The organism is Megasphaera geminata F0357, from assembly GCF_000239275.1.
In the GTDB taxonomy this organism is placed as follows: domain Bacteria; phylum Bacillota; class Negativicutes; order Veillonellales; family Megasphaeraceae; genus Megasphaera; species Megasphaera geminata.
The window spans coordinates 1-5,340 of the sequence record NZ_JH417585.1; the positions used below are offsets into that span (position 1 = coordinate 1).

General features: G+C 49.4%; 2 protein-coding genes and 1 pseudogene. All 3 read left to right on the plus strand.

Annotated elements, in window-relative coordinates; genetic code table 11:
• Positions 1-934: pseudogene (locus HMPREF0080_RS10025) on the plus strand (TonB-dependent receptor); the annotation flags it as partial.
• A 22-nt stretch (positions 935-956) separates the two neighbouring features.
• Positions 957-1,229 carry a hypothetical protein gene (locus HMPREF0080_RS11665; RefSeq protein ID WP_006790026.1) on the plus strand — a complete coding sequence of 91 codons (273 nt, stop codon included), beginning with the start codon at positions 957-959 and terminating at the stop codon, positions 1,227-1,229.
• Positions 1,230-1,534: 305 nt separating this feature from the next.
• Positions 1,535-5,340 (plus strand): TonB-dependent receptor domain-containing protein (locus HMPREF0080_RS04295; protein ID WP_050808818.1); only part of this gene is annotated, 3,806 nt, incomplete at its 3' end.

Consider the following 5,340-nt stretch of genomic DNA (forward strand, 5'->3'; position numbering starts at 1 on the left):
GAAAACCGTATCCGTACGGATGCCCGAAATCCCCCTTACCTATACATATCATGAACGGTATTATGATGAAGATGACGGGCAGTGGTATGATGAAGAACATACATTCACGCAAAAATTAGCTCCCGGCGTGACAGGAATGGATCAGAAAGATCCTCTCTTTGAGGTGCCTCTTGCCGATACATCCGTCTTGCAGGATAACGGTAAGACCTATTTTGACAACTGGTATGACAAAAACAGCGAGGCTATCAAAAAAGCTTACGAAAACAGGGCCAGAGAAATCGCCAAGATTGCTTTCGGTGATAACCCCTATACGATGCATATTGCCGATACGGCTTTGGATGATTTAAAAAGCCGGATTTATCAGCAAAATTCCGTCGACTTGCCCGACTCGGGAACAAGCGGGCAAATTAATGTCAAGACAAGCGCGTACTATCCGACCTTGCTTGCTGATTATTTCAACGGATTGACACGGCTTCTGGAACAGACTGACGGTTACAGCCGCCTGCCGCGGGAAGCACTCGGCAAATATACGGGCAATGTTATCCCGTCCCGCGGAGTGGTATTGCAGCGTGATTATATTCCGCCTGTCGACAGGGCGGCGTTCCTGCAGGTACGCCGGACCGTCGGAAACAGACTCGGCCTTGCGGCCTGGTATCTGCGCTCCGTCGGCGGCGATTCCTATACATTCCGTACGGCGGCGGGAATGCGTACGGAAGAACGGGAATTCAGTCATCTTGCCAATGTCGTCGGTATAGGTGCGAAGTATCAGTTGGGACGGAATGCTTCCGTTTCCTTTGACTACGGGCAGAACCGTACGGATTTCGGACGGTACATGAACGGACATACGCGGTACGACCATACGGCAGGCGGCGGACTTTGTTATTCAAGGCAGAAACAACGGCGGTACGCCGCATTTCTGGGCGCTGCGCTTTGATATCGGCCGATCCGATACGGATGTGCCGGGCAGCTGGAATGCATTTGCCGATTATAAATACTTCCAGCACGGTTCCTTCTTCGGCGGTACCGGTGCGGAAGGCGTACCCGACCGATATCTGGACGGTATCCGCAGCTTTACTGTCGGCGCGGGCTATGTACCGGCGAAAAACTTCCTCGTCGAAGCGTTCTATACCTTTGACGCGAAAGGGATAAACAAGCGTGATACGCTGTATGGACCGGAAAACTTCAAACTCGGTAATTACACGCGCATTCAGGCTACATATAAGTTTTAATTATATGGAAAGGACCGGCTCATCCGAGCCGGTTTTTTTCTTATTGCTGAATTTTATAACTATGGATATTGTATAAATTATTTATTGCAATAAGGGCGAGTATATTGTCATTTTTGCGACAGAAATAAAATAATATGAATGAAATTTCGGAGAAATTCAATTTTTTTGTCTGAATGGAGTATTTCGGGACTGAACGGAGTAGAAGAAATGTGAAAAGATGAATATTATAAAGACGGCACTATTCAAGAAAAAAGGATTTATTTACGGGACATCATGTATGTGTGCTTATGCAAGGGGGAGGTATTATGAAACAGTCTTCAAGGTATGCATTGCTTATGTGCGCCGTTCTGTCGTGGCTGGCTATGCCTGTATACGGTGCGGAGGAACGGATTGCCACACGCGATATTATCGTCCAGGCTACGCCTGCCGAAGAAGAAGCGAAGTATGAATCGCAGCAGAAGACGATTATCACGAAAGCCGACATTGAAAAGAAGCAGGCCAAGTCTGTAGAAGACATCGTCTTTAATGAAACGGGCGTATCCCGCACGGTGGACTCGATGGGACGTGTGGGCGTATCCATCCGCGGCGCCGAGCCGAGACATACTCTTATTCTTGTAGACGGACAACCTGTTATGGGGGATCTGGCAAAGTATTCCGGAGCCGGCGATGAACTGCAGCGCCTGGGTACGGAGAATGTGGACCATATTGAAATCGTACAGGGTGCTGCCAGTGCCAAGTACGGATCGGACGCCATCGGCGGCGTTATCAACGTTATTACGAATAAGCCGCGCAAAAAAGCCGGGATTCAACTTAATGCCGAGGGACGGCGGGAAAAGGGGAACGGCGATATTGCTCCCTTCTCCAATTATTTTATTCGTGCCGATTCGGGACAGATGGGAAAATTCCGTTTCGACGTTTACGGCAGCAAGCAGGATATTATGCCGATCTATGCCAGTGAAAACCGTAAGGTCAGCGCGTTATCGTCTGACGAAGACCACGGGTTTCTGAAGAATTCCTTGCGCTTTTACGGCACCAATTCGAATATGGGGCTATTCGGGATTTATGATATCAATAAAAATAATTCCCTTTCCTTCCGTGCGGAACGGTATACGGAAGATCTTGAACGGTACGTAAAGCGCAGCACCTCTTATTTGGAACCGCAGGTTCATTATAAGCGCGATTTGGATCGCAACACTATGAACCTTACGTATAACGGGAAAAACGATAAGAGCACATGGAAAGCCGAATTGAATTATGCACGTGTTAAAGAAGATGATGTGACGCTGACCAGTGATTACGGCAACAGCACCTATGAAGGAAAGAATACTCTTAATTATGTGGATAATGTGGATCACCGGCAGTGGAGTTTCGATGTATCCGCCGATACGCAGGTTAATGCGAAGCACCTGATATCATACGGTTTCGGGTATGCGCAGGAAGACGGCGAAGGGAGCCGTTTGAAGAATGCGCCTCATACGTATGTGCGTCGTATTGATCCGTGGGATTATGATAAGAGTCTTGCCGTCAAGAACGGCGTGCCTTCTTCGACCGTTTACAGGCATTCTTTTGCAAAAAACAGTGCCGGCGTTGAGCAGTGGGATAAAGAAAAGGAATGGTATAACGGCAATAAAAACGACCCGTCCACGCTGCCGCAGTTCACGTATGAAGAGTATCTGCAGTATCTGGATCCCCAGGCGGGTATTGATGCGGCGGCCGTCATGGGGCTCGTGGACGGCCCCGTAACGGAACGGACCCTGAAAAAGCGGAATCCCGAAGCATATGAACGGTATAAGCAGTTTGCCAAGACGCTGTTGGAAAACAACAGGGAATTTATTGAAGACTATCATAATAACAAAGAAGGGCGGAAGGATGAAAACGGCCATTACTATCCCGCTCTGTATGATGCATATTTACCGAGCTTTTATTACGGCGCCGTACCGGGATTCGATTCAACAAAGTTGAAGCTCAACGGTGCATATTTTAAAGAAGAATATAATAAGCGTGTCAATCAGCAGACGGTCGGGACGGCGACCATTAAAAAGCAGCATTTTTTTGTACAGGATATGTGGCAGGTCAACAAAGACACGATCCTGTCTCCTATTCTGCGGCTTGATCATAGTGACCTCTTCGGTTCAAACCTGACCTTCAATATGGGAATGACCCATAATCTGGGCGGCAACACGCACCGCCGACTGAAAGCCAATGTCGGCACGAGCTATACCGAACCGGGTATGGGTGAGCTCTACTACAACTGGGAAATGTACGGGCCGAATATTACGAATGCCACCATCGGCGGCGGTGAGGCCCGTCTCGGCTGGTACTGGGTCGGGAATCCGAACTTGCAGCCCGAAAAATCGCTTAACTTTGATATTTCCTTGGAAGGGGAAAATAAAAATACATATTCAAAGTTGACAGTGTTTCACAATAAAATCAAAGATTATATGTCCGTTTATAATACAGGCTACTTGATGGACTTTTATCCGCAGTACGATGAATCGACGACGTACGGCGCAGCTAAGTTTGCCCATGCACCCGACCTGATTTACAGCTTCCGCAACATTGGCCGCGCCGAAATTACGGGTGTCGAATGGGAACTCAAGCAGACCTTGTCGAAGCATTGGAAAGCCAGGTTCGGTTATACTTACCTGCATGCGGTGAACAAAAGTGACGCCGACATGCCGCGGCAACTTCTGGATAAACCGCAGCACAAGATTGATATCGGTATTGATTACAGTGATGAGAAGAGCGGCTGGAGCGGCAGCCTTTGGGGGGATTACTACATCCATATGCTCGACAGCAATTCGCTGAGCGGCGGCGGAAACTATATGGTTTCCTATATTGACCCGAATAATCCGGACCGTTCCGTTATCCGCTACAATTTCAATAACAGACGGACTTCCGATATGTATGAACGCAAGACTTTTGGCATTTGGAACCTGATGATCCAAAAGAAAATCAATAAGGATTCTCTCGTTTATTTCGGCATAAACAATCTCTTCGGGCATCGGGACGATGATCGCGCTTTCTCCGGACGTGTATTCCGCTTCGGGGCAAACCTGAAAATCGGCAGTGACGCCAATACGAAGGAAGGGGCGGCCGTATCGACGGACAGGGTAATGAGCCCTGTCTTACTGTTGGATTTCCTGAATCGTCCTTTTGACACGGAAAAAGAAACGGGCGTCGAAGTCATCGGGGATTACCGGGGCCGTTGGGACAGCCATCTCGGCTCGGACCGCCCGGCAGCACGCGTTACGGCGACCAGCTATATTGATGACGAAGCGGCAAAGAATCTTGCGGACAAAAAAGAACACGGGTTGAAGGTCGGCTGCGCCTGGGGGTTGATGCCTGTGTACGGTAAATATACGAATGTCACGGTTCTCGGCAGTGCGGCCGGACAGCCCGGTGTAGATTCGGCGCATGAAACGGAAGGTTCCAAGGGATTGAATCATCAGCGGCTGGAAAAGGCCGATATTACGCATAATGTCGGTAAGTGGGATTTCAGTGCAGGCAGATTAACGGAACCCATGGGTGTAACCGGCTACTGGTTCGGTAAAGAGTATGACGGCGCCCGTGCCGTCTGGACCGGCAAACATTCGCAGGTCCGCATCGGCTTCGGCGACTTCAGTCACAGCACGGGCATTACAGACTCGGCTTACACGCATGCTATTTATACGGATTTCCTGCGTGTACCGACGGTTGATGAATTCCTGGGGACTACCCTGGATACGGACGGTTCGAAGAAAGAGCTGATCGTAGACAATGCAGCAGACACAGTAAACTTCTATCAGCAGCTTAAAGTGTTGCGCGATCGCGAACAAGCATTGGCAAAGCGGGTAGAAGACGCAAGGCCGAAAGCGGAAGAGCTGACGAACGATATCTGGACAAAAGAAAATCTTGAGGGAGCTCCCGAATCGGTACTGCAGCCGCTGCGTGAAGAGTTGGCCCGTACACAGGCATCCATCCCCGTATTACAGTCGGAATATGAAAGGCAGCTGGAGCCGCTGCGCAGAGAGCAGTTCAACGTCGTCCGCCGCATGCAGGAAATCGTTGTTAAGGCATACGGCAGTGATGCGGCGAAGAAAACCGTATCCGTACGGTTCTCCCAAATCCC